Origin of the sequence: Frigoribacterium sp. PvP032 (genome assembly GCF_017833035.1) — a bacterium.
In the GTDB taxonomy this organism is placed as follows: Bacteria; Actinomycetota; Actinomycetes; order Actinomycetales; family Microbacteriaceae; genus Frigoribacterium.
In genome coordinates this window covers 292,395-319,127 of sequence record NZ_JAFIBM010000001.1, presented here as the reverse complement: position 1 = coordinate 319,127, position 26,733 = coordinate 292,395, and the positions used below count along the sequence as shown (strand labels likewise).

Below are 26,733 nucleotides of genomic sequence, written 5' to 3'. Positions count from 1 at the left end.
ACGGCTTCGTGCCCGTGCACGCGCGGGTCGAGTGGTCAGCATCTGTCTCTCCCGGCGCCTGGATGGACACTTCTCGACCACTCGAGGCCGACGGGCCGGGGAGCTGGGCCCGTACCCCGAGCGTGAACGTTCACGCCGCCGGGGCGTAGCGTCGACGGCGGTGCGCAGCGGAGCGCCCCCGACAAGGAGAACCCCATGGAATTCAGGTACCTCGGCAACTCAGGACTCAAGGTCTCCGAGCTCACGTTCGGCAACTGGCTCACCCACGGCTCGCAGGTCGAGAACGACACGGCGACGGCGTGCGTCCGCGCCTCGCTCGACGTCGGCATCTCGACCTTCGACACGGCCGACGTGTACGCGAACACCCAGGCCGAGGTCGTGCTCGGCGAGGCGCTGAAGGGCGAGCGCCGCGAGTCGGTCGAGATCTTCACCAAGGTCTACGGCCCCACCGGCCCCAAGGGCCACAACGACACCGGCCTCAGCCGCAAGCACATCACCGAGTCGATCAACGGCTCGCTGAAGCGGCTCCAGACGGACTACGTCGACCTCTACCAGGCGCACCGCTACGACGTCGAGACTCCCCTCGAGGAGACGATGGAGACCTTCGCCGACCTCGTCCGCCAGGGCAAGGTGCTGTACATCGGCGTCTCCGAGTGGAACGCCGAGCAGCTGCGCGAGGCGCACGCGCTCGCCCGTGAGCTGAAGATCCAGCTCGTCTCGAACCAGCCTGAGTACTCGCTGCTCTGGCGGGTCATCGAGGAGGAGGTGGTCCCGACCTCGAAGGAGCTGGGCATCTCGCAGATCGTCTGGTCCCCCGTCGCGCAGGGCGTGCTGACCGGCAAGTACACGAGGGGCGGCGAGCTGCCCGCGGGCAGCCGGGCAACCGACGACAAGGGCGGCGCCGCGATGATCGAGCGCTGGATGGGCGACAACGTGCTCGACGCCGTGGCGCAGTTGAAGCCCGTCGCGGACGAGCTCGGCCTCACGCAGGCACAGCTCTCGCTCGCGTGGGTGCTGTCGAACGAGAACGTCGCCTCGGCGATCATCGGCGCCTCGCGGCCCGAGCAGGTCGAGTCGAACGCGAAGGCGTCCGGCGTCGTGCTCGAGGCCGACGTGCTGGCGAAGATCGAGTCGATCTTCGAGGGGCTCGCCGAGACCGACCCCCGCAAGACGCAGATGCCCGCAGGCCGCGAGGTCTAGGCCGCCGCCCGCCGCGTGGTCGGGGCCGCCGCACCCCTCGGACCCGCGCACACCCTCGCGCGCGCTCGAGGGTGTGCGCGGGTTCGACGGGTGCGGATGCGGACGGAGGCGGCGCTGGACGCTGGCCGACCGCCTCCTGGGAACATCCCTGGCGGCGGACGACCGCGGTCGGGCGGGCCTACCGTCCACGACACAGCCGGGACATCCCGGGACTCAGCAGGAGGAGGAACCGCATGTCCATCGGAGACAAGGCCAAGGACGCAGTGCAGAAGGCAGCCGGACACGTGGAGGAGGCCGTCGGCAAGAAGACCGACGACGCCGAGCTCACGGCTCAGGGCCAGAAGGACAAGGCCATGAGCGAGGACCGCCTCGCGACCGAGCGCGCCAAGGACGGCGACCAGCACTGATCCACCCGGGCGCCGACACGTCGTGCGCCCACCCGGTCCGAGCCCGGCACCTGCACAGGTGCCGGGCTCGACTGCTGCCCGGGGTCGAGTCGGCCGTACGGTGGTGGGCATGAGCGACCACGCCGAACCCGACTCCACCCGCCTCCGAGGAGCCCGTTGGGCCGTGACCGGGGCCGCGGGCCGCATCGGGGTGCACCTCCGCTCCGCGCTGCACGAGCTCGGGGTCGAGCTCGTCTCGACCGACGTCGTCGAGGTGCCGCCGGTCGCCACGACCGACGCGAGCGACGAGGGGCCCGCGACCGACGCCGCCGTCGCAGCCGCCCCCGAGCGCCGCGAGGTCGTCGACGTCGCCGACCTCGAGGCGCTGACCGAGCTCTTCGCGGGCTGCGACGGGGTCGTGCACCTCGGCGGGCTCAGCGACGAGGCCGACTTCCACGACCTGGCGACGGTCAACGTCGTGGGCACGTACCACGTGCTCGAGGCGGCACGCCGGGCGAGCGTCGGCCGCGTGGTGTTCGCGAGCAGCAACCGGCTCACCGGCTCATACGACACCGACACGACCGTCGACGTCGGCATGACGCCGCGCCCTGACGGCTTCTACGGCGTCTCGAAGGTCGCCGGCGAGGCGCTCTGCCGCCTGTACTCCGACAAGTTCGGCCTGAGCACGATCGCGCTCCGCATCGGCAGCTACGGCGAGTCGCCGGAGGACACCCGGCACCTGCACACCTGGCTCAGCCGTCCGGACGCGGTGCGCGCCTTCGTCGCCGCCATGACGACCGACGTGCACGTCGCCGTGTTCTACGCGGTGTCGGCCAACGCCGACGGGTGGTGGGACCTCGCGGCGGGCGAGGCCGTGGGGTTCCGGCCGCAGGACGACGCGTCCGTGGCGGCCGTCGGCCCGCTGCCCGAGCCCGCCGCTGCCGGGGTCGCGCCGACGGAGGCCAGCAGCACGGCCGGTCCGCAGGGCGGCCCGTTCGCCTCGGCGGCGTTCTCGCTCGACCGCATGACGCGCTGAGGCCCGGCGACGCGGTGGCAGGCTAGGAGGCGACGCCCACGATCCGCACGTCGACCGTCGGCGCGGGCAGCTGCTCGTCCTGCTCCGCGAGGTGCACGAGGAGGCGCGCGGCGACGTCGCGGGCCACCGCCGGTCCCGAGGCGGCCTCGTCCACGGCGAGGTCGAGCACCACCCGGGTCTCGTCGTCGGTGACGACCAGCGTCACCAGGGGCTGCGGCCGGCCCGCGGGCTGTGCCGCATCGTGGCCGGCATCGGCCCCGGCACCCGACCGGGCACCGACACGAGCGGTCACGCTGGCGACCGCGCCCGCGAGCCCGTCGAGAGCCTGGCGGGCGACCTCGACCGCCCCGGGCCGGGCCTGGACGCGAGCCACGCCCTGCGTCCCGGCGGCGAGCGCCCCGAGCTCGAGCGCGAGGTCGCCCAGGCGTGCCTGCCGCTCGGACGTGGCCATCGCCTCCTCGACCGCCCCGTCGCCGTCCACCGTCGCCTCGTCCATCACAGTCCTGCCTCTCGGGCACCGAGGTGCACGTCGCGCACGGTCACGTCGAGCGCCTCGACGACGATCTCGGTCTGGCGGGCGAGCGCCCGTGCCACGGCCTCACGGACGAGGTCGGCGACCTGTCGCACGTCGGCGCCGTAGACGACGCTCACCGCCACGTCGACGCGGATCGGCGCGTCCGTTATGCCCACGTCGCCGGCCAGCCCGCACGAGACCACGACCGCGCCGGGCACCGAGTCGCCTGCCTCGCGGACGAGGGAGCGCACGGCGCCCTCGGTGATGTGCACCGTGCTGCGCGGGTCGGGCGAGGCGAGCGGGATGTCACGGCCGGTGCGCGACTCCAGGCGCACGCGGTCCATGACGTTCGCGATCCACGACGGGTCGGGCGCCGGAGCCGTCTCGACGTCGCTCTCCACCAGCTCGGACGACAGCGACCGCAGCCGCTCGAGCGCGAGGAGCTGCGCGAGACAGGCAGGGTCGTCCTCGATCAGCGGGTCGTACGGCTGACGGCCGGAGTCGAGGTAGTCGGCGAGCCGCTCCGTCGAGACCGAGGCCGTGTCCGACCCAACGGCCGTGTCCGAGCCAGCGTCCGAGACCGACCCAGCGTCCGAGACCGAGCTCGTGTCCGAGCTCTCGGCGGGGCTGTCGCTCGGCTGCACGGCAGGCGAGAAGTGCGTCGGGTCGCTCATCGCCAGGCCTCCATCTCTCGGGTCAGGGACTCGCGGGCACGGGCGAGCTGGCCCCTCACGGCGGTCACGGACGAGCCTGTCGTCTCCGCGATGTCAGCGTACGACTCGCCGCCGACCTCGCGCATGGTCCAGACGCGCCGCTGTGCCGCAGGCAGCCGGTCGAGCGCCTGGCGGAGCGCGACCATCGCGTCGGACGACTGCGCCCGGCGCTCGGGGTCGTCGTGGGCACCGTCGGTCGACGGCACCTCAAGCTCGTCGACGTCGGCGGCGGGGCGCCGCCAACGGATCAGGTCGAACGCCTTGCGCGACACGATCGTCATCATCCAGCCGCGCACGGCGTCGGGGGTCTGCAGGCCCGGCAGCTCGCGCCAGATGGTGATCGACGCCTCCTGCACCGCGTCGGAGGCGTCGGCCCTGGACGAGGTCAGCCGCGTCGCGTAGGCGGTCATCAGGCCGAGGTGCCGCCGCAGCAGCACCTCGAAAGCCCGTTCGTCGCCCTCCGCGGCGCGGGACGCGAGCGTGCCGTCGGCAGCGTCCGAGAGGTCGATCGGCATGCTGCCTCCTCTGCGCGGCGGCCCCCGTGGGGGCGTGGGTGGGACGATTTCGACGGATTCCGTGACGATCGGGTCGCGGAGTGCGTCTCATCCATGACTACACCAGCCTCACGCAGAACGGAGCCATCATGGCCGACAACACGCAGACCTCCCCCGCCGCCGTCACGACCTCGAACGGCCTCCCGACCGAGGGCGCCACCCCCGGCCGCACGGTCGTCGCCGACGCCGTCGTCGCCAAGGTCGTGGGCATCGCCGCGCGTGAGGTGCCCGGCGTGCACGCCCTCGGCGGCGGAGCGGCCCGTGCGTTCGGCGCCCTCCGCGACGTCGTCGGCAGCACCGACCTCGGCCAGGGCGTCCGCGTCGAGGTCGGCGAGACCCAGGTCGCGGCCGACGTCACCATCGTCGTCGAGTACCCCGTCGCCATCAGCCAGGTCGCCGACCAGGTCCGCGAGTCCGTCGCGGCGGCCATCGAGCAGCTCGTCGGCATGGACGTGGCCGAGGTCAACGTGTCCGTCACCGACGTGCACATCCCCGGCGACGACGACGAGAGCTGACGACGGCAGCGGCACAGGCCGACCCGAGGAGGTGCGGTGCGGGATCCCCTGCACCGCACCTCCTGCGAGTGTCGGCAGGGGCACGCGACCTCAGCGCACCGCGAGCACGATCTTGCCGAGGTGCTGCCCCGACTCCATCCGCTTGTGGGCCGTCGCCGCGAACTCGAGTGGGTAGACGCTGTCGAGCACGGGGCGCACCGTGCCCGCGGCGACGAGCGGCCAGACGTGCTCGCGCACCTCGGCCATGATCGCGCGGCGCTCCTCGAGGGGGCGGGCGCGCAGGGTCGTGCCCCAGATGCGGGCGCGCTTGGCCATCAGGCGCCCCACGTCGATCGTCGCGGACGTGCCGCCCTGCGTCGCGATCACCATGACGCGGCCGCCCGGAGCGACGGCGTCGACGTCGCGGGCCAGGTAGTCGCCGCCGACGAGATCGAGCACGACGTCGACGCCGCGCCCGTCGGTCAGCTCCCGGACGACCTCGACGAAGTCCTCCTGCTTGTAGTCGATGCCGCGGGCGGCGCCGAGCTGCTCGCAGAACGCCGTCTTCTCGGCCGAGCCGGCGGTCGCGTAGACCGTGGCGCCGCGCGCGACGGCGAGCTGGATCGCGATCGACCCGACACCGCTCGACCCGCCGTGCACCAGCAGGGTCTCGCCCGGCTGCAGCTGCGCGGACATGAAGACGTTCGACCACACGGTCGCGAGCGCCTCGGGCAGCCCGGCCGCCTCGACCAGGTCGAGCCCCTTCGCGTAGGGCAGCAGCAGGCCCTCGTCGACGGCCACGCGGTCGGCGTAGCCGCCGCCGGACAGCAGCGCCAGGACGTAGTCCCCCAGGGAGGCGGTCGTCACCTCGCTGCCCACGCCCACGACCGTGCCGCTCACCTCGAGACCCGGCCAGGCGGGCGCGCCCGCCGGCGACGGGTAGTGCCCCTCGCGCTGCGACACGTCGGCACGGTTGACGCCCGCGGCGGCGACGTCGATCACGACCTCGTGCGGGCCGGCGACGGGCTCGGGGACTTCGCTGACGACGAGGGCGGAGGGCCCTCCGGGAACGGGGACGGTGACGGCGCGCATGCCCCCATCCTCCCCCTGCCGGGCGGGCGGAGGCGCACCGGGCCGGTCCCCCGGGGCCGGCTCGCGCCTCCTACGGCCGGTCGGGCCAGGCCGCGACGAGGACCTTGCCGCTGACCGACGAGTCCCTGGCGACCTCGAACGCCCGTGCGGCGTCGTCGCTGTCGACGACGTGCGTGACGACCGTGCCGAGCGACGGGTCGGCGTCGAGCATCCGCACGGCCTCGTCGATCTCGTCGCGGAACCGGAAGACGCCGAGCACGGTGAGCTCCTTCGAGATCGCGGGCGCGAGGTTGACCGGACGGGCGACGTCGGGGACCATCCCCACCTGCGCGACGACGCCGAGGCGACGGGCGGCGACGAAGGCGGCGCTGACGGCCGGTGCGGCGCCCGAGCACTCGAGCACGACGTCGAACGAGTCGGCGGGGACGGCGTCCTCCCCGAGGCGGAGGACCTCGTCGGCGCCCACGGCGAGCGCCCTGGCCAGGGGCTCTGCCAGGACGTCGACGACGGTCACGTGCGCCGCGCCGCGGGCACGGGCCGCGGCGGCGGCGAGCAGGCCGATCGGCCCGGCCCCGGAGACGAGCACCCTGGCGCCCGCGACGTCGCCGACCCGGCTGACGGCGTGCAGCGCGACGGCGAGCGGCTCGGCCAGCGCGGCACGCTCGAGCGGCAGCGTGGCGGGCAGCGCCCGCAGCATGCCCGCGTCGACCACCAGGTACTCGCTGAGGGCGCCCTGCGTGTGCGGGTGCGTCGAGGCGCTGCCCAGGTACGAGCCGCCCGGCCACAGGTGCGGAGCGTCCTCCGTGCCCTCGGTCGGCGTGCCGAACCGGGCAGGGTGCACCGTGACGGGCGTGCCGGGCGCCCACTCGCCGCTCGGGTCGAGGTCGACGCGTCCCGACAGCTCGTGGCCGGGCGCGAGGGGCTCCTCGACGACGAAGGCCCCGTTCGCGCCCTCGAAGTAGTAGTGCAGGTCGGAGCCGCAGATGCCGACGAAGTCGACGCGGATCCGGACCTCGCCCTCGGCAGGCTCCGGCGTGGGGACCTCGCGCTCCGTCAGGACGGTCGCGGAGTCGATCTGGATGGTCTTCACGGTCGTTCTCCTCAGTGTGCGGGTCGGGTCTGCGTGCGGGTCGGGTCTGCGTGCGAGTCGGGACCGCGTGCGTCAGACGACGCTCGTCATGCCGCCGTCGACGAAGATGTTCTGCCCCGAGACGAAGTCGCTCGCGCTCGACGCGAGGTAGATGAGCGTGCCCGTGAGCTCTTCGACACGTCCCCAGCGGCGCGCGGGGGTGCGCTGCCGCAGCCAGGCGTCGAAGGTCTCGTCCTGCCACAGGGCGGTGTTCATCTCGGTCGCGAAGTAGCCGGGCGACAGGGTGTTCACCTGGACCCCGTGCCTGGCCACGTCGGCCGCCATGCCCCGGCTGAGCTGGGCGACCCCGCCCTTGCTCGCCGAGTACGGCGCGATGGTCTCGCGTGCCAGCATCGACTGGACGCTCGCGACGTTGACGATCTTGCCCGAGCCCCGCTCGACCATGCCGGGCGCCACGAACCGCGAGACGTAGAACACGCTCGACAGGTTGGTCGCGACGACGGCATCCCAGTCCTCGACCGGGAACTCGGTGAACGGCGCCCGCTTCTGCACGCCGGCGTTGTTCACGAGGACGTCGGGCACGCCGTGCTCGGCCACGAGGTCGCCGACGGCCCCCTCGACCGACGCGGCGTCGGTGACGTCGAAGACCGTCGTCGCGGGCCGCGTCCCCGTGGCCGCCTCGAGGGCGTCCTGGGTCTCCCGCAGCGCCCCGGCGTCTCGGCCGTGCACGATCACCTGGGCCCCCGCCTCCGCCAGCGCCAGGGCGAACGAACGACCGAGGCCCCTGGAGGAGCCGGTCACGAGGGCGAGTCGGCCGGTGAGGTCGAACAGGGACGAGGTCATGGTTCTCCTTGGTGGTTCCGGGGGCCCGGACGGTCGGCGTGGTCGGTCGGGTCGGGACCGCCCGGGCGGTCGGGACGGCCCGGTCGGTCGGGACCGCCCGGTCGGTCGGTCAGACCAGCGAGCCGACGGTGAAGACGAGCAGCGCCGCGGCGAAGCCGAGCACGGACTCGACGCCCTGCTGCACGGTCCACACGCGCAGGGTGGTCTTGACGTCCATGCCCATCAGCCGGCCGACGAGCCAGAAGCCCGAGTCGTTGACGTGGCCGGCGAAGACCGAGCCCGCGGCCGTGGCGAGCACGACGGCGGCGAGCTGGACGGCGTTGAGGTCGGCCAGCGCGACGGCCGGGGCGACGAGGCCCGCGGCGGTCACGAGGGCGACGGTCGCCGACCCCTGGGCGAGGCGCAGGATCGCGGCGATGATCCACGCGGCGACGATGACGGGCAGGCCGAGGTCGCCCAGCACGTCGGCGAGCGCGTCGCCGATGCCCGAGGCGCGGAGGACGCCGCCGAACATGCCGCCGGCGCCGGTGATGAGCACGACGGAGCAGATGGGGCCGAGGGCGCTCTCGAGCACCTTCTCGAGCGCGCTGCCGGCGACGCCTCGGGCACGACCCAGGACGACGGCCGCGACGAGCACCGAGATGAGCAGGGCGATGCCGCTCGTGCCGACCAGGACGAACGCCTGGACCCAGCCGGCGTCGCCGTCGACGACGCCCACCGAGCTGAGCGAGCTGAGCCCGGTGTTCAGGAGGATGAGGACGAGCGGGACGGCGAGGACGGCCATGACCGTGCCGGCCTTGGGCGGGTTGACGGCCTGGACGTCGTCCTCAGGGGTGCCGAACAGCGACAGCACGGGCAGCGGGATCCGCTTGTTGACGTACTTCGCCCACAGGTAGCCCGAGACGTACCAGACGGGGAACACGATGACGAGGCCGGCGACGAGCACGATGCCGAGGTCGGCGCCGAGCAGCTCGGTCGCCGAGACCGGGCCGGGGTGCGGCGGCAGGAACACGTGCATGACCGAGAAGGCCGCGGCGGAGCTGATCCCGTAGAGCAGCAGCGACTTGCCGCCCATGCGGCGGGCCACGGCGAAGACGATCGGCAGCATGACGATCAGGCCGGCGTCGAAGAAGATCGGGAAGCCCATGATCAGCGAGGCGAGGCCGAGGGCGAACGGGGCGCGCTTCTCCCCGAAGACGTCGACCATCCGGTCGGCGAGCACCCGGGCGCCGCCCGACGACTCGACGAGCCGCCCGAGCATGGCCCCGAGCCCGACGAGCAGCGCGACGGAGCCGAGGGTGCTGCCGAAGCTCGTGACGAGCAGGTCGGCGATGGCGCCGGTGGGGATGCCCGTCGCGAGGGCCGTGAGCGCCGCGACGATGACCAGGGTGAGGAACGCGTGCAGCTTGAACTTGATGACGAGCACCAGGATCAAGGCGATCGCCCCCGCGGCGATCGCGAGGAGCGGAGCCGCCCCCAGGGTCTGTGTCCAGTCGTCCATGTCGATCTTCTCCGTTGAATACCGTGGGCTGCGCCCGTCGAGTCCGCGGTCGAGGCGCACGGGAGGTGCGCGACAGCGGTGACGCCCAGGGTGCCATCAAAGGTAGTACTTTTCAAGTCGTGCCGAGCCAGCGGCCTACGACAGGATGACCCTCATGACATCTCGCCCCGGGCCCGAGGGAACGCACGCACGGCTCGTGCACGCCCTCGGCGGCCGCATCGCCTCGGGCGACCTCCCCGCGGGCACCGTGCTCACCCTCGCCGCCCTCGAGCTCGAGTTCGGGGCCTCCCGGACCGCCGTGCGCGAGGCGGTGCGCGTCCTCGAGTCGCTCGACCTGATCCGGTCGCGCCGACGGGTGGGGATGACCGTGCAGCCGCGGGCGTCGTGGCGGGTGCTCGACGCGCAGCTCATCCGCTGGACCCTGGCCGGCCCGCTGCGGCAGCGGCACCTCGTCGAGCTGATGGAGCTGCGCGCCGCGCTCGAGCCGGCTGCCGCGCGCCTCGCAGCACGGAACGCCACCGACGACCAGCGGGCGGGCCTCGTGCGCCTCGCTGCCGAGCTCGACGACCTCGGCCGGGCCGGGCGGGGCGACTCGTCCGAGTACCTCGCGGTCGACGTCGCGTTCCACTCGCTGCTGCTCACGGCCAGCGGCAACCCCCTCTACGCCGAGCTCGCCGCCCCGGTCCGCGAGATCCTGGAGGGGCGCGCCGACCTCGGCCTCACGCCCGGCGTCCCCTGGCCGGGCACCCTCGACGCCCACGTCGCGGCCGCGCGCGCCGTGGCGGACGGCGACGGCGACGCGGCCGAGCACCAGGTGCGCACCCACATCGCCATCGTCAGCCACGAGGTGCAGGAGGCGCCGGGCAGCGAGGTGGACCGGGCGGCTGACTAGGCTGACCGCGTGCTGCTCTCCGACCACGACATCAAGCTCGAGCTCGACGCCGGGCGCATCGGCCTCGACCCGTACGACGCCTCGCTGATCCAGCCGTCGAGCATCGACGTGCGGCTCGACCGCCTGTTCCGGCTGTTCGACAACCACAAGTACCCGTTCATCGACCCTGCCGCCGAGCAGCCGGAGCTGACGCGCCTGGTCGAGACCCCCGCGGACGAGCCGTTCATCCTGCACCCGGGCGAGTTCGTCCTCGGCAGCACCTACGAGCGAGTCACGCTGCCCGACGACGTCGCCGCGCGCCTCGAGGGCAAGAGCTCGCTCGGCCGCCTCGGCCTGCTGACGCACTCGACCGCCGGCTTCATCGACCCCGGCTTCACCGGGCATGTCACCCTCGAGCTGTCGAACGTGGCGACGTTGCCGATCAAGCTCTGGCCGGGCATGAAGATCGGGCAGCTCTGCTTCTTCCGCCTCAGCTCGCCGGCCGACCACCCGTACGGCTCGGGCGAGTACGGCTCGCGGTACCAGGGCCAGCGCGGGCCGACCGCGAGCCGCTCGGCGACGAACTTCGTCCACACGGACGTCTCCGCCCGCGACTGACCCGCGGCACGGGCAGACGCCCTACGGCGTGAACTCCACCGGCCCGATCTGGGCGCGGAACGCGAGCACGTGGTCCATCACGACCAGGGCGAGCATCGCCTCCACGATCGGCGTCGCGCGGATGCCCACGCAGGGGTCGTGGCGTCCGAAGGTCTCGACGCTCGTCTCGTTGCCCTGTCGGTCGATCGACCGCTGCGGCGTCCGGATCGAGCTCGTCGGCTTGATCGCGACGGAGACCCTGAGGTCCTGACCGGTCGAGATCCCGCCGAGCACGCCGCCCGCGTCGTTGCTCTCGAAGCCGTCGGCGGTCAGCGCGTCGCCGTGCTCGCTGCCGCGCTGCGAGACGCTGTCGAAGCCCGCGCCGATCTCGACGCCCTTGACGGCGTTGATGCCCATCATCGCGGCGGCGATGTCCGCGTCGAGCTTGGAGAACAGGGGCTCGCCGAGGCCCGCGGGCACGTTGCGGGCGACCACGTCGATGCGCGCGCCGCACGAGTCGCCGGCCCTGCGCAGCTCGTCCATCCGCTCCTCGAGCCGGGGCACGATCGACGCGTCGGGGGCGAAGAACGGGTTCTGCGAGATCTGCGACTCGTCGGTGAACGGGACGGCGATGTCGTCGAGCTGGCTCATCCAGCCGACGAACGAGATGCCGCCCTGCTCCTGCAGCCACTTGCGCGCGACGGCGCCCGCGGCGACCATCGGCGCGGTGAGCCTGGCGGAGGAACGGCCCCCGCCACGAGGATCGCGCACCCCGTACTTGCGCCAGTACGTGTAGTCGGCGTGCCCGGGGCGGAACGTGTCGAGGATGTTGCCGTAGTCCTTGCTGCGCTGGTCGACGTTCCGGATCAGCAGGGCGATCGGCGTGCCCGTGGTCACGCCCTCGTACACGCCGGACAGGATCTCGACGGCGTCGGGCTCCTTGCGCTGCGTCACGTGTCGCGATGTGCCGGGGCGACGCCGGTCGAGGTCGGCCTGGATGTCGGCCTCGGTCAGGGCGAGGCCGGGAGGGCACCCGTCGATGACGCAGCCGATGGCGACGCCGTGCGACTCGCCGAAGTTCGTGACGCGGAAGAGTTCACCGAAGGTGCTGCCAGACATGGGACGACCTTACGGCCCCGTGTCCCCAGCGAGAAAGGGAAGGGGGTGCGGGTGGGGACCCGACGCCCTCACCCGCACCCCTCGCAGCCGCGACCGGGACCCGACGTCCCTGCGCTTGCCGCGTGACGACTCGCGATCCTGAACCCAAATCGCGAGGCACTCTCATTCTGCGACGGATCTGGCCGTCCGTGCCACCAGGTGGTCACGAAACGAATCCACAGGACACCGAGCGAAGGAGGCGCGGGATCGGGTTCCCGACCACCGCCTCCTGCAGGGCCGGTCACGACTCGAGCGTCTCGCGGGGCGTCCGGCCGAACTGCGTCGAGTACAGCGCGGCGAAGCGCCCGGGGTTGGCGAAGCCCCAGCTCAGCGCGATGCCGGCCACGGTGTGCCCGAGCGTCGGGTCGCCGAGCACGAGGTCGGCATGGGCGCCGCGCAGGCGGGCAGCGCGGAGAGCGGCCATCGGCGTGGTGTCGAGGTGGCGACGGAACGCCAGCTGCAGCCCCCTCGGGGTCAGGCGGGCCGCCTCCGCGATCTCGACGACGCCGATGTCGTCGTGGGCGTGCTCCTCGACGAAGGCGAGCGCCCGCCGCACCGTCGACGGCAGGGCGCGGGCGTCGGTCGACCTGCCCGTCCCCACCACGTTCGTGTCGAAGGCCTCGACGAACGCCGTCACGAGCGAACGGAACGCGGCCGCGCGCACCAGCGGGCTCGCCATCGCGGCGTCGTTCGAGAGGACGCCGTCGAGCACGTGCCGCGTCGTGCTGCCCCAGTGCTCTCCGAGGGCCTCCGAGACGGGCTCCATGGAGAGGGTCTGCAGCCCTCCCGGCGGCGTCGCGAGCGACAGCGCCGTGAGCTCGCGCTCGACGGCCGCCCGGTCGAGCATCACCTGGCCGAGGTGCATGTCGTCCCAGCGGTGCTCCTTGACCCGGTCGCTGGGGAACACGAAGCGGTCGCCGGCCTGCGCACGCAGCTCGGACCTGCCGTCGGCCAGGCCGTACCGGCCCGCCATGACGCGGCTGATGCAGAAGAACTCGGGCAGCGGCTCGCTGATGGCGTGCAGCTGCCCCTGGTAGTGGATCTGGCCCATGGCGAACCGGTCGTCGCCCGAGACGACCCGGCCGAAGCTGAAGTCGGGGCCGGCCGCGGGCGTGAGGTCACGGAGGCGGTAGATGCGGCTGATGATCGAGTGCGCGACCGCAGGGTCGCTCGTCTCGACGCCACGCACGCGAGGATCGTCGAAGTCGGCTCGGCGTGCGCCCGCGCGGGTCCACGCCGTCGGCGTCGGGGGACTCGCCATGCGCCCCTCCATGCGGTGCAGCGGAGCACGAGGTGCTCCCGTGGGCGACGAGGCCGGTGGTCGACGCACCTCGGACGCATCGGCCTGATCCACCGATCTCGCGATGCTACCTCTCAGACCGGACCCGAGCGACTCTCACGCGACCGCCTGGTATCGAGCGCGCCCCTGCTGCCTGCCGCTGCCTCCTCGGGCACCCGCCCGCGCCTCCTCGGGCACGGTGGCGAGCTCGCGGCGTAGCGTCGGGGCATGGACTACAGGACCCTCGGGAACAGCGGTGCCTCCGTGTCGGAGCTGACACTGGGCACCATGACGTTCGGCGCAGAAGCCGACGAGACCACTTCTCACCAGATGCTCGACGCGTTCGTCGCGGCCGGCGGCACGCTCGTCGACACCGCCGACGTGTACAGCGCCGGCGTCTCGGAAGAGATCATCGGGCGCTGGCTCGCCTCGCACCCCACGGAGGCGGCCCAGGTCGTGCTCGCCACGAAGGGCCGGTTCCCGATGGGGGAAGGCCCGAACGACGTCGGCCTCTCGCGGCGGCACCTCGCCACGGCGCTCGACGCGTCGCTCAGCAGGCTCGGCGTGGAGCACGTCGACCTCTACCAGATGCACGCCTGGGACGCCTTCACCCCGATCGACGAGACCCTGAGGTTCCTCGACGACGCGATCACGGCCGGCAAGATCGGCTACTACGGCTTCTCGAACTACCTCGGCTGGCAGCTGACGAAGGCCGTCGCCCGGGCCCAGGCCCTCGGCTACGCACCGCCCGTCACGCTGCAGCCGCAGTACAACCTGCTCGTCCGCGACATCGAGCACGAGATCGTGCCCGCGTCGCTCGACGCCGGCATCGGCCTGCTGCCGTGGTCGCCGCTCGCCGGCGGCTGGCTGAGCGGCAAGTACCGCCGCGACGAGGCCCCCACCGGCGCGACCCGCCTGGGCGAGGACCCGAAGCGGGGCATGGAGGCGTGGGAGGCGCGCAACGGGGACGAGCGCACCTGGTCCGCCATCGAGGCCGTCGCCTCCGTCGCGGACGCGCACGGCGCCTCCTCGTCGCAGGTCGCGCTCGCGTGGCTGCTGCGGCAGCCCGCGGTGACGTCGGTGATCCTGGGCGCGCGCACGGTCGCGCAGCTCGACGACAACCTCGGCGCGTCCGACCTCGCGAAGCAGCTCAGCGACGACGAGCTGGCCCGCCTCGACGCGTCGAGCAGCCCGCGCGTCGACGACTACCCGTACGGGACCGCGGGCGTCGCGCAGCGCGACCGCAAGCTGACCGGCGGCCGCTGACCCCCGCCCCCTCGCCCGCGGCCGCTCGCCGAGGGCGGGTGTTCTGGCTCGAGGGCGGGTTCCTCGCGACCCGCCCTCGGCCCAGGACACCCGCCCTCGACTCGGTTCGAGCCCCGCAGGCGTGGAGGTGTGGCGCCGTCGGCGAAGCGAAGCGACGCGAAAGCGACACGAAAGCGACGAACCGACGTGGAAGATCACGTCGGTTCGTTGCTATCGGGTGGGGACGCGGCCGTCAGGAGGCGCGCAGCGGCTCCCCGGATGCGCGGGCCGAGCCGCTCCGCTCGGCACGCACCCGCAGCACCACGACGGCGACCAGCACGACGGCGGCGGCGACCAGCGCGGTGACCCCTGCGGCGACGTCGAGCGGCTGACCCGAGAAACGACCCACGGCGACCCACGCCAGGCCCCACACGAGCGAGAGCATCGGCGCGACGCGACCCCGCCCGGCCACGGCGACCGCGACGCCCGAGAGCCCGGCGACCGCGAGGACCACCGTCGACCAGACGCCGCCCGGCAGCCCGAAGCCGCCGAAGCCCGACTCGACGAGGGCCGCGGCGATGTTCGCGGCGGTCGCGACCGACACCCAGCCGAGGTAGAGCCCCATGGTGCCGTCGGTGACGACGGCGTCGACCCAGCTGCGGGTGGGGGTGTGCACGACGAGCAGGAAGATCCGGACCAGCACGGCCAGCAACGCGACGATCACGACCACGCTCAGCCAGACCTGGCCGAGCTGCACGGCGGCGAACAACCAGGCCGCGTTCAGCAGCATGGAGGCGGCCACCCAGTACCCGAGGCGACGGTGCCGGTCGACCGCGCGCTGGCCGGGCAGCGCCTGGTAGACGGCGTAGGCGACGAGGCCGGCGTAGATGACCGACCAGATCGAGAAGGCGGTCGTCGCCGGGGCGATCGGCGTCGCGTCGGCGCTGAGTGCACCGCCCGAGGCTCCCGACACGGAGGTGCCGCCGAAGGCGCCCGAGCCGAACGCCGCGAGGACGATCGCGAGTACGGCGCCCACCACGACGACGACCTGGCGGACGACGTCGGCGGACGCAGGAGGTGCGGTGGCGGAGGCGGGACGGGTCGCTGCTGTGCTCATGCCGCCGACGCTATCCCCGCCCGATCTCTTAGCAACTGAATCATCAGCGATCTCCCAGCCCGCGCCTCCTCAGCTCAGGCGGCGGGGCGCCAGCGGCGGAGGAGCTGCGCGTTCAGCGCGACGATCACCGTCGACAGGCTCATGAGCACCGCCCCGGCGGCCGGCGACAGGACGAACCCGACCGGCGCGAGCACCCCCGCGGCGAGCGGCACCGAGAGCACGTTGTAGCCCGCTCCCCACACGAGGTTCTGGATCATCTTGCGGTAGCCGACCCTGGACAGCGAGATGACCGACAGCACGGCACGCGGGTCGCTCGAGGCGAGCACGACGCCCGCCGACTCGACCGCGACGTCGGTGCCCGCGCCGATAGCGATGCCCACGTCGGCCCGTGCGAGGGCAGGCGCGTCGTTGACTCCGTCGCCCACCATCGCCACGCGCTGGCCGCGCTGCTGCAGCTCGGCGACGCGCGCGTCCTTCTCGTCGGGGCGGACCTCGGCGAAGACCTCGTCGATGCCGAGCTCGCGCGCGACGGAGTCCGCCACCTGCTGCGCGTCGCCCGTCACCATCGCGACCCGCACCCCGGCATCGTGCAGCCGGCGCACGGCCTCGGCCGACTCGGGCCGCACCTCGTCTCGCAGCGCGAACGCCGCCACGACGCTCCCCGAGCGAACGAGCCACAGCACCGCCGCACCGTCGGCCCGCCACGGCTCGGTCGCCGCGGCGAGGTCGGCAGGCGCCTCGAGGCCCTGGTCGCGGAGCAGCCCGGGTCCCCCGACGCTGACCTCGACCCCGTCGACCCGAGCCGAGACGCCGCTGCCCGTCAGCGAGCGGAACGACTCGACCCGCGCCTCCTGCGGGGCAGCCGCCGGCACCGAGCCCGCCGTCGCGGCACGGACCAGCGCTCGGGCGACCGGGTGCTCGCTGTCGCGCTCGGCGGCCGCGGCGAGGCGCAGCGCCTCGTCGTGCGTCAGCCCCTCGGACGAGGCGGCCGAGGCGGACGAGGAGGACGAGGAGGACGAGGAGGACGAGGAGGCGGTGGCCACGTCCGTCACACCGGGCTCGCCCTTCGTGAGGGTGCCGGTCTTGTCGAACAGCACGGTGTCGACGGTGCGCATGCGCTCGAGTGCGAGCCTGTCCTTGACGAGGACGCCGGCCCGGGCAGCGCGCTCGGTCGAGATGGCGATGACGAGCGGGATGGCGAGGCCCAGGGCGTGCGGGCAGGCGATGACGAGCACGGTCACCGTGCGCGTGATCGCCTGGTCGAGGTCGCCGAGGAGGAGCCACACGACGAAGGTGACGACCCCGGCACCCGAGGCGAACCAGAAGAGCAGGGCGGCGGCCCGGTCAGCCAGGGCCTGGGCGCGCGACGACGACGCCTGGGCCTCCGCGACGAGCCGTCGGATGCCGGCGAGGGCCGTGTCGTCGCCGACCGCGGTGACCTGGACCCGCAGGGTGCCGTCGGTCGCGACCGTGCCGGCGACGACGCGGTCGCCCTGGCCCCGGGCGACGGTGCGCGACTCCCCCGTGACCATCGACTCGTCCATCTCGGCGGAGCCGTCCACCACGACGCCGTCGGCGGGGACCCGGGCGCCAGAGCGCACGAGCACGACGTCGCCGGCGACGAGGTCGGCGAGTGCGACCTCGGTCGTCGTGCCGGCGCCGGTGCCGTCGCCGTCGCCGTCGACCCGGTCGGCCGTGTCGGGCAGCAACGCGGCGAGCGCGTCGAGGGCCCCGGAGGCGGCACCCAGCGCCCGCATCTCGATCCAGTGCCCGAGCAGCATGATCACGACGAGGAGCGCGAGCTCCCACCAGAAGTCGAGGTCGAGGCCGCCGATGCCGAGCGTCGTCGCCCAGCTCGCGACGAACGCCACGGTGATCGCCATCGCGATGAGGAGCATCATGCCCGGCTGCTTCGCCCGCGCCTCGGCGACGCCCCCGCTGAGGAAAGGCCAGCCGCCCCACGCGAACAGGAACGTGCCGAGCACCGGCGAGATCCACTCCGAGCCGGGGAACGACGGGACGTCGTAGCCGAGCAGCCCGGCGAACATCGAGCTGAAGACGACCACCGGGATCGCGACGACGAGGCTGACCCAGAACTTGTCCCGGAACTGCGCGGCATGGTCGCCGTGGCCCCCGTGCCCGTGGTGGCCGGCGTGCGCGTCGTGACCCGCGTGCGCGGCGTGCGCGTCGTGATCGGCGTGCGTGTCGTGACCCGCGTGCTGATCGTGCCCTGCGTGCTGATCGTGCAGATTGCTCATGCTCATACCCTAGGGGGGTATCCCGCGAGGCGTCCAGGTCTCGCGACCACCGCCTCCTCGGCCGGTCAGCCGCCGACGGGCGGACCGACGATCAGCAGCAGCACGAAGACGACCACGACGGCTGCGAGCAGCAGGACGACCGCGAGCGCCAGGTGCCCGAGCACCCAGCGCAGGAGGCGGTCGAGCGGACGACGGTCGCGCGGGTCGCCGGTCGCCTCGCGACGCCAGTCGCCGTCGAGGCCGCCGCGCCGGTCGATCCAGCGCTCGACGGGAAGCGACGCGAACGGCACGACCGCGCTGGCCAGGGCGAGCACGGTCACGCCAGGCGACCAGCGCTGGTTCACGGCGACGACGACCCCGGCGACGAGGTAGGCGAGGAACACGAACCCGTGGATCGGCCCCGCGACGTTGACCGGCCAGTCGCCCACCTTCGCGACGTACTTGAGCAGCATCCCGCCGATCAGCAGGGCCCAGGTCACGACCTCGGCGACGGCGAACGAACGGAAGAGGGCGCGAGGCGACACGGTGGCTCCTGGTGAGGGGGTCGGTGGGACTCCATGGTCGCAGTCCCGCCCTGGACGCCGCCTCCCCCGGTGCAGCCCCTGCACGAGGTCGGGCCACCTCCCCCCCCTCTGGGGAGGAAGGAGGCGCGGCGTACGGTGGACGGATCGACGACGACCACGAGGGGGACTCCATGAGCGACCACGACGCCGAGCAGCACCGCCAGCACGCCGATCAGCGCCCGCGAGGCAGGCTGCGGCTGCAGTGGCCGACCTTCCGCGGGTCGCCGTTCCTCTGGGGCGTGCTCGCGTTCCCGCTGTTCCTGCACCTGGTCACGGCCGCCGTCTCGCTCGGCCGCGGCGAGGCGCCCACGCCGTTCGGCATCGTCTTCCTGGTGCTGGTCGCGGTCGTGTTCGTCGTCTGCCTGGTCGGCGTCGTGCAGACCCTCCGCCACCCGCGCCCGTCACGGCCGTCGTGGCTCGACGAGGGCGACCCGCGCGCCTGACCCGGCCCGCACCTCCTACGTCGTGACGTCGACGCCGGCGACCTCGTGGGGTCGAGTGGTCAGGAACGGTCGTAGACGATGCCTGGAAGGACAGGAGCTGACCACTCGGCGCGCGGACCGGGCGGGAACGGCCGGACGGGGTCAGGCCGCGTCGCGGGTCGGCTCGGCAAGCTCGGCGGACTCGCGCAGCGCCGGGCAGTGCTCGGGGGTCGGGTGCCGCGCGATCTCGACCATGCGGTCGAGCGCATCGCGTGCGGCCGCGAGGTCGGCCATCGCCGCGGTGATGCGCCGACGCTCCCCCTCGAGCAGGGCGAAGACCTCTGGCGAGCTCGTGCCGGAGTCGACGCAGGGCAGCAGCTGGAGGATGGTGCGGCTCGGGAGCCCCGCCGTGAAGAACTGCTGGATCAGCTGCACCCGCTCGACCGCCGCCTCCGCGTAGCTGCGCTGGCCGCTGCTCGAGCGCTCCGACTCCAGCAGGCCCTGTTCTTCGTAGTACCGGAGGGCCCGCGTGCTGACGCCGACCCGCTCTGCCACCTCGCCGATGCGCATGTCGTCCCCTTCGTGGATGCCCCTGGAGCTTCGTGGACGCGATTCCCGGACCCGGTCCGCGTGTCGGACTTGCCCTTGACGTCAACGTGAAGTCCTAGCGTAGCCGACGCCGGGCCAGCCGAGACTGCCCGGCCGACCGTCCACGACCAGGAAGACACCACGCATGAACATCGACATCACCGGCCAGACCGTCCTCGTGACGGGAGCCAACCGCGGCATCGGCCGCCAGTTCGTCCTCGAGGCGCTCGAGCGCGGCGCCGCCAAGGTCTGGGCGACGGCTCGTCGACCCGAGACCCTCGACTTCGACGACGCCCGGGTCGTGCCGCTGCAGCTCGACCTCACCGACCACGACTCCGTGGTGGCCGCCGCCGCTGCGGCCCACGACGTGACCGTGCTCGTCGACAACGCCGGCATCGCGACCGGTGCGTCGCTGATCACCGGCGACCTCGTGGACGCCCGCCGCGAGATGGACACGCACTACTGGGGCACCCTCGACGTGATCCGCGAGTTCGCCCCCGTGCTCGCGGCCAACGGAGGCGGCGCGATCGTCAACGTCCTCTCCGCCCTCTCGTGGTTCGCGGCGACCGGCAGCGGGGCCTACGCCGCCGCCAAGGCCGCCGAGTGGAACATGACCAACGCCGTCCGGCTCGAGCTCGCCGCCCAGGGGACGCTCGTGCAGGGCGTGATGCTCGGCGCCGCCGACACCGACATCACCGCGAACTACGACGGGCCCAAGATCGACCCGCGCGACGTGCCCCGCAGCTCGTTCGACGGCCTCGCCGCCGGCGCGATCGAGGTCGTCGTCGACGACTGGAGCGCGATGGTGAAGGCGTCGCTCGCCGGCGACCCCGCCGTGTTCTACGCGAAGATGCGCGAGCTGCTCGGCTAGACGCCGCCGAAGCGCTCCGTGCGGACGCGGGTCGGGTCGTGGCCGGCGTCGACCAGCCAGCCGGCGACGGTCTCGACGAACGAGTTCGTGCCGCAGACGTAGACGAGCGGGTGCTCGGACGCCGGCAGCACGAGGTCGACCAGCTCGTCACGGGTGATCCTGCCGGAGGCGCGGGTCGCCCCTGCGGGAGCCTCCCGCGTGAAGACCCAGTCGACCTGCACCTCGCCCGCCGACTCCTCGGCGAGCGCCGTCAGCTCGGTCTCGAACCAGCGGTCGGCCGGCGTCCGGACGGAGCAGAGCAACCGCATCGGCGGCGGCGCCCCGGCGGGGCCGGCCGCGCCGGCTGCGGCCGCGCTGTCGGCAGCCGCGTCGCCGAGGACTGCGTCATCAGCAGCGGCAGCCCCAGCGGCCCGGGCCCGCACCATCGCGACGAGCGGGGCGATGCCCGAGCCTCCCCCGATCAGCTGCACGGGCGACCGACCCGGCGCCGGCGCCCCGTCCGGCTCCGGCAGCACGGCGTGCACGGCCGACTCCGGGTCGAACTCGGTCGGCGGCCAGACGAACCAGCCGCCGATCGGCCCGCGCACCTCGACAGGGTCGCCGACCTCTGCCGCGGAGACGAGGTAGGGCGAGACCTCGCCGTCGGGGAGCTCCTCCACCGTCAGCTCGACCTGCGGTGCCCGGCCCGCGCCTCCTGCGCTCGCGCGCACGTCCGACAACGAGACGCCTGACAACGAGACGTCCGACAGCGAATACGAGCGGACGGCCTGGTACCCGTCGTCCGCGGTGAGCCGCACGTCGACGTGCTGCCCGGCGCGCGCGGGTCGCAGCCCTGGGACCTCGAGCACGATCGAGCGCCCGGTCGGGGTCTGCGGCGCGGCGCCGACGATCGTCGCCGGCAACCACCTGAACGGGTCACCGGCCAGGGACGCAGGCGGCGAGGCGGACGCACCGCCGTCCGGCGAGCTCACGCGTAGCGCTGTTCGCGCCAGGGGTCGCCGAGCTGGTGGTAGCCCATGCTCTCCCAGAAGCCGCGGCGGTCGGACGCCATCGTCTGGATGCCCTGCACCCACTTCGCGCTCTTCCAGAAGTACAGGCCGGGCACGAACAGGCGCGCCGGGCCGCCGTGCTCCGAGCCCAACGGCTCGCCCTCGTAGGTGTCGACCACCCAGGCCTTTCCGCCCAGCAGCTCGCTCAGGGGCAGGTTCGTCGTGTAGCCGCCGTAGCTCGTCGTCATCGCGAACTCGTGCGTGGTCTCGAGGCCGTCGAAGAGGGTGTCGAGCGAGACGCCCGACCAGTGCGTGCCGAGCTTCGACCAGCTCGTGACGCAGTGGATGTCGGTCTCGATCTGCTCGTGCGGCAGCGCCTGGAAGTCGGCCCAGCTGAGCGAGCGGCTGCCCTGCTCGGTGCCGAGCTGGAGTTCCCACCTCTTGATGTTCGGGGTCGGGCCCGCCGACAGGACCGGGAACCCCTTCTCGAGGTGCTGCCCCGGCGGGAGTCGCGGGTCGGCCTCGCGACGTCGGCCGAAGCCCGTGAAACCTGCCATGGTGCGCCTCCTCGTGGTCGACGTCAGGCTACCCAGCACGACCGACGCCGGACACCCCCGGACCCGGACTCCCTACGGCAGCTCGAGGGAGACGGGCTCCGCACCCTCGCCCGCGGCGACGACGACGTCGATAGCGACGGGGCGACCGTCGACGCCGTCGGGCAGGTCGTGCTCGGACACGGTCGGCACGTAGTCCATCGTGCACATCCCCTGGTCGGCAGGCGCGAGCCGCACGGTCACCGCGTCGGCACCGGCTGCCTCGACCGACTCGACCGCGGGCGGACAGGTCGAGCTGCCGTAGAGGGTGAGGGAGAAGGACCGGCCCTCGTCGAGCCACGCCACGGAGGGGCCGCCGTCGGCGGTGCCGTCGTCCGAGCCGTCGCCGTCGCCGTCAGGGCTGGCCGGCGCGGACGCGCTGGACGACCCCGTCGGCGCCGCCCCCGCACCAGGCGCGTCGCCCGGCCCCGTCTGCGCGCACGCGCCCAGGAGGAAGGTCGCCGCGACCGCCACGAGGGCGGCGCGGGAGGCGGTGGCAGGTCGTCGGTGGTGCGTCGTCTCGGCCATGCACCCAGGGTGCCAGGGTCCGTCGACGGCCTGCTGCCTCCTTCGTGCCTGCCCCGGTGGGGACGAGGGTCAGGAGGCGGCCGGCAAGTCGGCCTCGGAGCCCTCGTCCACCATCTGCTGCCACCAGTCGGGGTGGAGGTCGACGAGGCGGACCCACGCGTACCCTGCCACGACGCGGTCGACGTGCCCCGTCAGCTCGGCGAGTGCCAGCTCGCGCAGGTCGCCGACGTCGGCACCGCCGCCACCGCCGGCACCGTCGGCACCGTCGCCACCGCCGTCGAGGTCCCTGTCGAGGTCGCCGTCGCCCTCGACGTCGAGCGTGAGCAGCGCGTCGACCACGGCGACGGGCACGCGCCAGGCGTCCGGCCCCTCGAGGTGCAGCGGGACGTCGTCGACGACGCCGAGCAGCAAGGGCACCGCCGAGGCCGCGCCCGTCGCGCCCAGCGCGGCCACGACGTCGAGGTGCTCCTCGTGCCAGTCGGCGTCCCAGAGGCGGGCGAGCAGCGGCACGTGGTCGCCGTCGAGCCCGAAGACGAAGCAGACCCGCAGCGCAGCCCACAGGTCGTCGGCGACCCGCGACCGCACGACCTCGCCCAGCAGCTCGAGGCCGAGATCCCGCCCGTCAGGGGCGCCGAACCAGTAGAGGAAGTCGGCGGCGGAGATCGGCTCTGGCAGGCTGCGGATCAGGTGCCGCTCCTGGTCGGAGAGGCTGCCCTCGACGCGTGGCCTCTCGACGGGCGGGTGGTCGAGCACGGTGAGCAGGGCCCGCATGCCCCGGCGGCGCCGACCCGTCAGGCGGACCACGACGACGGAGATCGACCAGAACAGCACGAGCGGGACGAGGTCCCCCAGCGCACGCGACAGCGAGGGCGTCGTCACGAGGATCCCCACGGCCAGCACGGCGGGCAGCACGCCGAACATCGCGAGGGTGAACCACCGGGCGAAGCGCTGCGTGCCGAGCTCACGTCGCAGGGCCTGACGCCACGGGTCGAGGGGCACGTTGACCGGGAGCTGCCGTCGACGAGCGGCCTCGAAGACCTCGACTCGGGTGATCGGCATCTGCACGGTCCAGATCATTGCAGACCCTGCACGTCGGGCTCTCGCTCCTGCGCGCCTCCTGGGAGATCGTTGACCTGGGCGTGGGTGGTGGTCGTACGGTGGACGGAGGTCAACTGCGAAAGGACTCCCACATGGCTGAGTACACCCTCCCCGATCTCCCCTACGACTACAGCGCCCTCGCGCCGCACATCAGCGCGAAGATCATGGAGCTGCACCACTCCAAGCACCACAACACCTACGTCACCGGCGCGAACACGGCCAACGCCGCCCTCGCCGAGGCCCGCGAGACCGGCAACCTGGCGAACGTGAACAAGCTCGAGAAGGACCTGGCGTTCAACCTCGGCGGCCACGTCAACCACTCGATCTTCTGGACGAACCTCACCCCCGAGACCGGCGAGCCCACCGGCGACCTGCTCGAGGCCATCGGCCGTGACTTCGGCGACCTCGAGAAGTTCAAGGCCCACTTCACCGCCACCGCGCTCGGCGTGCAGGGCTCCGGCTGGTCGGTGCTCGCGTACGACGTGATCGGTCAGCGCCTCAGCGTCTTCCAGCTCTTCGACCAGCAGGGCAACGTGCCGTTCGGCCTCGTCCCACTGCTCATGCTCGACGTCTGGGAGCACGCCTACTACCTCGACTACCAGAACGTGCGCGCCGACTACGTCAAGGCCTTCTGGAACATCGTCAACTGGGACAACGTCGGCCAGCGCTACGCCGCCGCCACGACCAAGACCCAGGGACTGCTGACCTTCTAGCAGCAGGCAGTCCTCGCAGGAGGCGCGGTGCAGGTCAGCCTGCACCGCGCCTCCTTCGTGCGTCCTGCCCCGTCTCGGGCGCGTCCCCGCGCCTCCTGCGCCCGCGCCCGCGCGCGCGTCTCTCGTGATTCAGGATCTGGCCGCCTCGGGTTCCTGATTCGTGCACGGATCAGGAACGCGGGTCCTCTCCTCGCGAAGATCAGGACCGATCTTCCTGAATGAGGAGTTGCGGCGGCGGCGTGCGTCCTCGGGATGAAAACGGCGGGCAGGAGGCGCGCCAGAGTCGCCCCTGCACCTAACCTGGCGCACATGGCGGACGCGAGGCGGTGGGGGCGACACGTCGTCGCGCCGGCCGCGGCCCTCGTCTACTTCGTCTTCTGGGTCGCCAGCTCGTGGGGCCGCGGCGGCGTCGCCGACAACACCGTGGTGTTCGGCCTCTTCGCCGTCGCGATCGCCCTCGCCTGGTGGATCCCGACGACCTCGCTCGCGCTCGTCGTGGTCGTGCCGCTGCTGCAGCTGCTCGGCCTCGCGGAGGCCCCGTCGCAGGACACCTGGACGGCGTACGTCGCCATCGCCCTGGTGATGGCCTTCGTGGCGGTGAAGCCGTCGCCCTGGCTCCGCCTGGCCGCGCTGCTCGTCGCCGCCGTCGCCGCCGGCCTCGCCGCGTGGCTGCTCGCCGTCCCGACCCTGACGCGGCCGCAGAGCTGGAGCACCTGGGTCGGCGCGGGCACGACCGGGCTCCGCATCGAGTTCTCGCTGCTCACCGCCGCGCTGTTCGGGGTCTTCGCGGGCGCGTGGGCCATCGGCGTCGCGTTCGCCAGCATCCGGCGGGTTCTCGTGATCCGGCAGGCCCTCGAGGCGACCGAGACGCGGTTCGAGGCGACCGACCTCGAGCTGCGCCTCGCCCAGGACAGGGCGCGGATCTCCCGCGACGTGCACGACGCGCTCGCGCACTCGCTCGCGGTCGTGGTGTCGCAGGCGCAGGGCGGGCTCGCGCTGCAGGCGACGCGGCCCGAGGTCGCGGCGGAGTCGCTCCGCACCATCGCCGAGGTGGGCCGCACGGCGCTGCTCGACGTCCGGCGACTCGTCGAGCGGATCACCCAGGACGACGACGTCACGGCCCCCCGCGAGACGCTGGCCGACATCGACGCCCTGGTCGTCGCGATGCGCGAGGTCGGGATGGAGGTGGACGTCACGGTCGAGGGAGCCCCGGGCCCCCAGGGCCCGGCCGGCGCCCTCGCCCCCTCGCAGGAGCTCGCCGTCTACCGCATCGTCCAGGAGAGCCTGACGAACGCCCTGAAGCACGCGGGCACCTCGAGCCGCGTCGCCGTGCAGCTCGACTGGCGCGGACGGGGCCTCACGCTGCAGGTCACCTCGCGGGGCCGCGGCGCCCCGCTCGTGGCGGCCCGCACCGGTGCCGACCGCGGCGCCGGCGTCCGCGGCATGACCGAGCGCGCCCGCCTCGCGGGGGGCTGGCTGACCGCACAGCCGTCGGCGGACGGGACCGCCTTCGAGGTGACCGCGTTCGTGCCGACGACCGGCGCCTCCTCGGCGGTCGCGACCGGCACCTCCTCGTCTGCTGCCCCTGCCCCTGCCCCTGCCTCTGCACCTGCACCTGCCTCTGCCTCCGTGCCGACCGAGAGAAGCTCCTCATGACCGACTCGCGCCCCGCCGCCGACTCGCGCCCCGCAGTCGCCCCCGGCGCCGCCGCCACCGCCGTCATCACCGTCGCGGTCGTCGACGACCAGCCGCTGTTCGCCTCCGGCCTGCGCATGCTGATCGAGGCGCAGCCGGACCTGCGATGCGTCGGCACCGCCGTCGACGGGCGCGAGGCGCTGGCGCTGGTCGAGCGCGAGCACCCCGACGTCGTGCTGATGGACCTGCGGATGCCCGTGATGAACGGGCTCGAGGCGACGGCACGCATCCTCGAGGGCGTGTCGCCCGACGACCTCCCGCGGGTGGTCGCGCTCACGACGATCCAACGTGACGAGGCCGTGTTCGGGGCCCTCAAGGCCGGCGCCTACGCGTTCCTCACGAAGGACGCGACGCCCGACGAGGTGCTCACGACGATCCGGGCGGCGTGGGCGGGCGACCCCGTGCCGACCGCGGCGGCCGCGCTCGACGTCGTGCACGAGTTCGCCGTCCCGACGACCCCTGCCCCACGGGTCGACCCGCTCGAGCCGCTCTCCCCGCGCGAGCGCGAGATGTTCCTGCTCGTCGCGAAGGGGCTCAGCAACATCGAGATCGCGGGCGAGGCGTACCTCAGCGAGGCGACGGTGAAGAGCCACGTCCGTTCGGTGCTGCAGAAGCTCGGCATGCGCAACCGCGTGCAGATCGTCGTGTTCGCCTACGAGAACGGGCTCGTGCCCGCGTCCGACGGCGGGCAGAGGCCCCGCCGGTGAGGGCCGCGTGCCGAGGGG

General features: G+C 73.2%; 29 protein-coding genes. 12 read left to right on the top strand and 17 right to left on the bottom strand.

From position 1 onward, the window contains the following. The first annotated feature begins 195 nt into the window (after nucleotides 1–195). The 3 genes from JOE35_RS01495 to JOE35_RS01485 all read left to right on the top strand — a co-directional run bounded on the left by JOE35_RS01495 (nucleotide 196) and on the right by JOE35_RS01485 (nucleotide 2,622). Nucleotides 196–1,200, top strand: coding sequence for an aldo/keto reductase family protein (locus JOE35_RS01495; protein WP_209559506.1), 1,005 nt, complete (start codon nucleotides 196–198; stop codon nucleotides 1,198–1,200). Nucleotides 1,201–1,433: 233 nt separating this feature from the next. Continuing rightward, nucleotides 1,434–1,607, top strand: a complete 174-nt coding sequence (locus tag JOE35_RS01490) for a CsbD family protein (protein ID WP_209559505.1) — start codon at nucleotides 1,434–1,436, stop codon at nucleotides 1,605–1,607. A gap of 109 nt (nucleotides 1,608–1,716) precedes the next feature. Next, a complete protein-coding gene (locus tag JOE35_RS01485) occupies nucleotides 1,717–2,622 on the top strand; it encodes an NAD(P)-dependent oxidoreductase (RefSeq protein ID WP_209559504.1) in 906 nt (301 codons plus the stop codon). Between the two features lie 22 nt (nucleotides 2,623–2,644). Here the strand turns inward: JOE35_RS01485 and JOE35_RS01480 are convergent, their stop codons facing one another. The 3 genes from JOE35_RS01480 to JOE35_RS01470 are packed head-to-tail and all read right to left on the bottom strand — an operon-like array spanning nucleotide 2,645 to nucleotide 4,364. Further along, a complete protein-coding gene (locus JOE35_RS01480) occupies nucleotides 2,645–3,118 on the bottom strand; it encodes a hypothetical protein (protein ID WP_209559503.1) in 474 nt (157 codons plus the stop codon). Continuing rightward, nucleotides 3,118–3,810 carry an Asp23/Gls24 family envelope stress response protein gene (locus JOE35_RS01475; protein WP_209559502.1) on the bottom strand — a complete coding sequence of 231 codons (693 nt, stop codon included), beginning with the start codon at nucleotides 3,808–3,810 and terminating at the stop codon, nucleotides 3,118–3,120. Before JOE35_RS01475 ends, JOE35_RS01480 begins: the two co-directional genes overlap by 1 nt. Continuing rightward, a complete protein-coding gene (locus JOE35_RS01470; protein ID WP_209559501.1) occupies nucleotides 3,807–4,364 on the bottom strand; it encodes an RNA polymerase sigma factor in 558 nt (185 codons plus the stop codon). Before JOE35_RS01470 ends, JOE35_RS01475 begins: the two co-directional genes overlap by 4 nt. Nucleotides 4,365–4,492: 128 nt before the next feature. On the opposite strand from JOE35_RS01470, the gene JOE35_RS01465 reads away from it, so the two are divergent. Next, nucleotides 4,493–4,918 carry an Asp23/Gls24 family envelope stress response protein gene (locus JOE35_RS01465; protein WP_209561803.1) on the top strand — a complete coding sequence of 142 codons (426 nt, stop codon included), beginning with the start codon at nucleotides 4,493–4,495 and terminating at the stop codon, nucleotides 4,916–4,918. Between the two features lie 90 nt (nucleotides 4,919–5,008). On the opposite strand, the gene JOE35_RS01460 is transcribed toward JOE35_RS01465, so the two are convergent. From JOE35_RS01460 to JOE35_RS01445, 4 genes are all read right to left on the bottom strand, one after another. Continuing rightward, nucleotides 5,009–5,989 carry an NAD(P)H-quinone oxidoreductase gene (locus JOE35_RS01460; RefSeq protein WP_209559500.1) on the bottom strand — a complete coding sequence of 327 codons (981 nt, stop codon included), beginning with the start codon at nucleotides 5,987–5,989 and terminating at the stop codon, nucleotides 5,009–5,011. 70 nt (nucleotides 5,990–6,059) lie between these two features. Continuing rightward, nucleotides 6,060–7,079, bottom strand: a complete 1,020-nt coding sequence (locus tag JOE35_RS01455) for a zinc-binding dehydrogenase (protein WP_209559499.1) — start codon at nucleotides 7,077–7,079, stop codon at nucleotides 6,060–6,062. A gap of 72 nt (nucleotides 7,080–7,151) precedes the next feature. Further along, nucleotides 7,152–7,922: an SDR family oxidoreductase gene (locus tag JOE35_RS01450; RefSeq protein WP_209559498.1), complete on the bottom strand. Its 771-nt coding sequence runs from the start codon at nucleotides 7,920–7,922 to the stop codon at nucleotides 7,152–7,154. Nucleotides 7,923–8,031: 109 nt separating this feature from the next. Then, entirely contained in the window at nucleotides 8,032–9,423 is a 1,392-nt protein-coding gene (locus tag JOE35_RS01445; protein ID WP_209559497.1) for a GntP family permease, read from the bottom strand. Nucleotides 9,424–9,577: 154 nt separating this feature from the next. On the opposite strand from JOE35_RS01445, the gene JOE35_RS01440 reads away from it, so the two are divergent. Both JOE35_RS01440 and dcd read left to right on the top strand, forming a co-directional pair. Next, entirely contained in the window at nucleotides 9,578–10,315 is a 738-nt protein-coding gene (locus tag JOE35_RS01440) for a FadR/GntR family transcriptional regulator (RefSeq protein ID WP_209559496.1), read from the top strand. A gap of 9 nt (nucleotides 10,316–10,324) precedes the next feature. Beyond that, nucleotides 10,325–10,912: a dCTP deaminase gene (dcd, locus tag JOE35_RS01435; protein WP_209559495.1), complete on the top strand. Its 588-nt coding sequence runs from the start codon at nucleotides 10,325–10,327 to the stop codon at nucleotides 10,910–10,912. A 21-nt stretch (nucleotides 10,913–10,933) separates the two neighbouring features. Here dcd and aroC read toward each other — a convergent pair whose 3' ends face one another. Both aroC and JOE35_RS01425 read right to left on the bottom strand, forming a co-directional pair. After that, nucleotides 10,934–12,010: a chorismate synthase gene (aroC, locus tag JOE35_RS01430; protein WP_209559494.1), complete on the bottom strand. Its 1,077-nt coding sequence runs from the start codon at nucleotides 12,008–12,010 to the stop codon at nucleotides 10,934–10,936. Between the two features lie 280 nt (nucleotides 12,011–12,290). After that, nucleotides 12,291–13,310, bottom strand: a complete 1,020-nt coding sequence (locus JOE35_RS01425; RefSeq protein WP_209559493.1) for a helix-turn-helix transcriptional regulator — start codon at nucleotides 13,308–13,310, stop codon at nucleotides 12,291–12,293. A 246-nt stretch (nucleotides 13,311–13,556) separates the two neighbouring features. Between JOE35_RS01425 and JOE35_RS01420 the strand changes: the two genes are divergently transcribed. Further along, nucleotides 13,557–14,594, top strand: coding sequence for an aldo/keto reductase (locus JOE35_RS01420; protein WP_209559492.1), 1,038 nt, complete (start codon nucleotides 13,557–13,559; stop codon nucleotides 14,592–14,594). A 232-nt stretch (nucleotides 14,595–14,826) separates the two neighbouring features. On the opposite strand, the gene JOE35_RS01415 is transcribed toward JOE35_RS01420, so the two are convergent. The 3 genes from JOE35_RS01415 to JOE35_RS01405 form a co-directional block, all read right to left on the bottom strand. Continuing rightward, the gene (locus JOE35_RS01415; protein WP_209559491.1) at nucleotides 14,827–15,690 is read right to left on the bottom strand and encodes a tryptophan-rich sensory protein; all 864 of its coding nucleotides are present in this window, start codon (nucleotides 15,688–15,690) and stop codon (nucleotides 14,827–14,829) included. Between the two features lie 74 nt (nucleotides 15,691–15,764). Beyond that, nucleotides 15,765–17,948: a heavy metal translocating P-type ATPase gene (locus tag JOE35_RS01410; RefSeq protein WP_209559490.1), complete on the bottom strand. Its 2,184-nt coding sequence runs from the start codon at nucleotides 17,946–17,948 to the stop codon at nucleotides 15,765–15,767. 65 nt (nucleotides 17,949–18,013) lie between these two features. Further along, nucleotides 18,014–18,472, bottom strand: coding sequence for a DUF3817 domain-containing protein (locus JOE35_RS01405; protein ID WP_209559489.1), 459 nt, complete (start codon nucleotides 18,470–18,472; stop codon nucleotides 18,014–18,016). A 170-nt stretch (nucleotides 18,473–18,642) separates the two neighbouring features. Between JOE35_RS01405 and JOE35_RS01400 the strand changes: the two genes are divergently transcribed. Continuing rightward, on the top strand, nucleotides 18,643–18,954 hold the full coding sequence (locus JOE35_RS01400; protein WP_209559488.1) for a hypothetical protein: 312 nt from the start codon (nucleotides 18,643–18,645) through the stop codon (nucleotides 18,952–18,954). A gap of 141 nt (nucleotides 18,955–19,095) precedes the next feature. Here JOE35_RS01400 and JOE35_RS01395 read toward each other — a convergent pair whose 3' ends face one another. Then, complete coding sequence (locus tag JOE35_RS01395; protein ID WP_209559487.1) at nucleotides 19,096–19,503, bottom strand: MerR family transcriptional regulator; 408 nt, start codon at nucleotides 19,501–19,503, stop codon at nucleotides 19,096–19,098. Nucleotides 19,504–19,672: 169 nt separating this feature from the next. Here JOE35_RS01395 and JOE35_RS01390 point away from each other — a divergent pair, with 169 nt between their 5' ends. Then, nucleotides 19,673–20,392: an SDR family oxidoreductase gene (locus JOE35_RS01390; protein WP_209561802.1), complete on the top strand. Its 720-nt coding sequence runs from the start codon at nucleotides 19,673–19,675 to the stop codon at nucleotides 20,390–20,392. Here the strand turns inward: JOE35_RS01390 and JOE35_RS01385 are convergent. From JOE35_RS01385 to JOE35_RS01370, 4 genes are all read right to left on the bottom strand, one after another. Beyond that, complete coding sequence (locus JOE35_RS01385) at nucleotides 20,389–21,363, bottom strand: FAD-binding oxidoreductase (protein WP_307802890.1); 975 nt, start codon at nucleotides 21,361–21,363, stop codon at nucleotides 20,389–20,391. The genes JOE35_RS01390 and JOE35_RS01385 overlap by 4 nt on opposite strands. After that, complete coding sequence (locus JOE35_RS01380) at nucleotides 21,360–21,938, bottom strand: molybdopterin-dependent oxidoreductase (protein ID WP_209559486.1); 579 nt, start codon at nucleotides 21,936–21,938, stop codon at nucleotides 21,360–21,362. The genes JOE35_RS01385 and JOE35_RS01380 overlap by 4 nt, the downstream gene beginning before the upstream one ends. Before the next feature lie 72 nt (nucleotides 21,939–22,010). Further along, nucleotides 22,011–22,502: a hypothetical protein gene (locus JOE35_RS01375; protein WP_209559485.1), complete on the bottom strand. Its 492-nt coding sequence runs from the start codon at nucleotides 22,500–22,502 to the stop codon at nucleotides 22,011–22,013. A 69-nt stretch (nucleotides 22,503–22,571) separates the two neighbouring features. Further along, a complete protein-coding gene (locus tag JOE35_RS01370; protein ID WP_209559484.1) occupies nucleotides 22,572–23,579 on the bottom strand; it encodes a hypothetical protein in 1,008 nt (335 codons plus the stop codon). A gap of 113 nt (nucleotides 23,580–23,692) precedes the next feature. On the opposite strand from JOE35_RS01370, the gene JOE35_RS01365 reads away from it, so the two are divergent. From JOE35_RS01365 to JOE35_RS01355, 3 genes are all read left to right on the top strand, one after another. Further along, nucleotides 23,693–24,313, top strand: coding sequence for a superoxide dismutase (locus JOE35_RS01365; RefSeq protein WP_209559483.1), 621 nt, complete (start codon nucleotides 23,693–23,695; stop codon nucleotides 24,311–24,313). A gap of 309 nt (nucleotides 24,314–24,622) precedes the next feature. Continuing rightward, nucleotides 24,623–25,969: a sensor histidine kinase gene (locus tag JOE35_RS01360; RefSeq protein ID WP_209559482.1), complete on the top strand. Its 1,347-nt coding sequence runs from the start codon at nucleotides 24,623–24,625 to the stop codon at nucleotides 25,967–25,969. Then, nucleotides 25,966–26,715: a response regulator transcription factor gene (locus JOE35_RS01355; protein WP_209559481.1), complete on the top strand. Its 750-nt coding sequence runs from the start codon at nucleotides 25,966–25,968 to the stop codon at nucleotides 26,713–26,715. The genes JOE35_RS01360 and JOE35_RS01355 overlap by 4 nt, the downstream gene beginning before the upstream one ends. The last annotated feature ends 18 nt before the right edge of the window (nucleotides 26,716–26,733 follow it).